Below are 2,760 nucleotides of genomic sequence, written 5' to 3' on the forward strand. Positions count from 1 at the left end.
GCACGCCATCACCCATTAACGGGCTCTGACTTCTTGTAGGCGTCGTGGTTTCAGGAACTATTTCACTCCCCTTCCGGGGTGCTTTTCACCTTTCCCTCACGGTACTGGTTCACTATCGGTCACTAGGGAGTATTTAGCCTTACGGGATGGTCCCCGCGGATTCCGACCGGATTTCACGTGTCCGGCCGTACTCAGGATCCTGTCTAGAGGACAGAAGCTTTCGGTTACGGGGTTATCACCCTCTTTGACAACGCTTCCCAACGTTTTCACCTAACTTCTATCTTGGTAACTCAACGACAGTCCTACAACCCCAGCATGCAAGCACACTGGTTTGGGCTCTTCCCGTTTCGCTCGCCGCTACTCAGGGAATCGATTTTTCTTTCTGCTCCTGCTGCTAATGAGATGTTTCAGTTCACAGCGTATTCCTTCTCATATCCTATGTATTCAGATATGGATAGCACTTCTATGTGCTGGGTTTCCCCATTCGGAAATCTCTGGGTCATAGCGTACTTACCGCTCACCAAAGCTTATCGTAGTTAGTCACGTCCTTCATCGGCTCCTAGTGCCAAGGCATCCACCACGCGCCCTTATTCACTTAACCACAACTTTTAAAGTTGGATCAGTTTTATGAGTTGGTCTTAAAAGACCTGCGATTAAACCGTTCTTATTAAAGAACTTGTGTTGTTTCTCGGTTCATTTAGATGATTCACCTCTGAATCATTTTAAAAGAATTTCTTGATTATTCAGTTTTCAATGTACTAGCTTTTGGCCAAAAGGCTTTCTTCTGGCCAATGGAGAATAGCGGGATCGAACCGCTGACCCCCTGCTTGCAAAGCAGGTGCTCTCCCAGCTGAGCTAATCCCCCATACGCTGGTTGTGCTTCACGCACTCAAAACTAAACAAAACTTTGACACAAATCAAATTGACACTTAAGTCCCTGTAACGCTCCGATTATCCTTAGAAAGGAGGTGATCCAGCCGCAGGTTCTCCTACGGCTACCTTGTTACGACTTCACCCCAGTCATCTGTCCTGCCTTAGACGGCTCCTTCCAAAAGGTTAGGCCACCGGCTTTGGGCATTACAAACTCCCATGGTGTGACGGGCGGTGTGTACAAGACCCGGGAACGTATTCACCGCGGCATGCTGATCCGCGATTACTAGCGATTCCGACTTCATGTAGTCGAGTTGCAGACTACAATCCGAACTGAGACGTACTTTAAGAGATTCGCTTACCCTCGCGAGTTCGCTGCTCGTTGTATACGCCATTGTAGCACGTGTGTAGCCCAGGTCATAAGGGGCATGATGACCTGACGTCGTCCCCGCCTTCCTCCGGTTTGTCACCGGCAGTCTGTCTAGAGTGCCCAACTGAATGCTGGCAACTAAACATAAGGGTTGCGCTCGTTGCGGGACTTAACCCAACATCTCACGACACGAGCTGACGACGGCCATGCACCACCTGTCACTTTGTTTCCGAAGAAAACAGCACTATCTCTAGTACCTTCAAAGGATGTCAAGACCTGGTAAGGTTCTTCGCGTTGCTTCGAATTAAACCACATGCTCCACCGCTTGTGCGGGTCCCCGTCAATTCCTTTGAGTTTCAACCTTGCGGTCGTACTCCCCAGGCGGAACACTTAATGCGTTAGCTTCGGCACTAAAGGGCGGAAACCCTCTAACACCTAGTGTTCATCGTTTACGGTGTGGACTACCAGGGTATCTAATCCTGTTTGCTACCCACACTTTCGAGCCTCAACGTCAGTTGCAGTCCAGTAAGCCGCCTTCGCCACTGGTGTTCTTCCATATATCTACGCATTCCACCGCTACACATGGAGTTCCACTTACCTCTACTGCACTCAAGTTCGACAGTTTCCAAAGCACTTCCACAGTTGAGCTGTGGGCTTTCACTTCAGACTTATCGAACCGTCTGCGCTCGCTTTACGCCCAATAAATCCGGATAACGCTCGGGACATACGTATTACCGCGGCTGCTGGCACGTATTTAGCCGTCCCTTTCTGGTATGGTACCGTCATGTAAAGATCATTTCCTACCCTTACCGTTCTTCCCATACAACAGTGCTTTACGACCCGAAAGCCTTCATCACACACGCGGCGTTGCTCCATCAGGCTTTCGCCCATTGTGGAAGATTCCCTACTGCAGCCTCCCGTAGGAGTTTGGGCCGTGTCTCAGTCCCAATGTGGCCGGTCAGTCTCTCAACTCGGCTATGCATCATCGTCTTGGTAGGCCTTTACCCCACCAACTAACTAATGCACCGCGAATCCATCAAAAAGTGGTCCAAACGGACCTTTTAACGTTTTGTCATGCGACAGCACGTTTTATACGGTATTAGCATCTGTTTCCAAATGTTATCCCCTGCTTTTCGGTAGGTTATTCACGTGTTACTCACCCGTTCGCCACTCGCTTGAAGAGTGCAAGCACTCTTCGCTGCGCGTTCGACTTGCATGTATTAGGCACGCCGCCAGCGTTCATCCTGAGCCAGGATCAAACTCTCATGTTAAAAGTTTGAAGATTGCTCTTCGATTAAACTGACTAGTTGCTATCTCTCGATAACGCCTATCCGTTTATTGTTTGTTACGAATTGACTTCGCAAATTTGTTTGCGACTACTTACCAAGTAGCCACCGTTACAGATTTGTTTGTTCAAAGTTTTGTTCAGTTTTCAATGTGCGATGCCTTGTTGGGCAACTCATTTAGTTTACCATAGCTGTGAACCAAAGTCAACAACTAATTTGGAAAGTTATTTGAGC

General features: G+C 48.6%; 1 tRNA gene and 2 rRNA genes (1 of these 3 running past the window's edge). All 3 read right to left on the reverse strand.

Going from position 1 to position 2,760, the window contains the following annotated elements:
• Positions 1-601 (reverse strand): 23S ribosomal RNA (locus FT12353_RS08415); it reaches 2,306 nt to the left of the window's first position.
• Between the two features lie 191 nt (positions 602-792).
• Positions 793-865, reverse strand: a tRNA-Ala gene (locus tag FT12353_RS08420).
• Between the two features lie 96 nt (positions 866-961).
• Positions 962-2,511: ribosomal RNA gene (locus tag FT12353_RS08425) — 16S ribosomal RNA — on the reverse strand.
• The 16S and 23S rRNA genes sit together here with 1 tRNA gene alongside, the layout of an rRNA operon.
• Positions 2,512-2,760 lie beyond the last annotated feature (249 nt).

It is taken from the genome of Fructobacillus tropaeoli (genome assembly GCF_016860625.1).
GTDB lineage: Bacteria > Bacillota > Bacilli > Lactobacillales > Lactobacillaceae > Fructobacillus > Fructobacillus tropaeoli.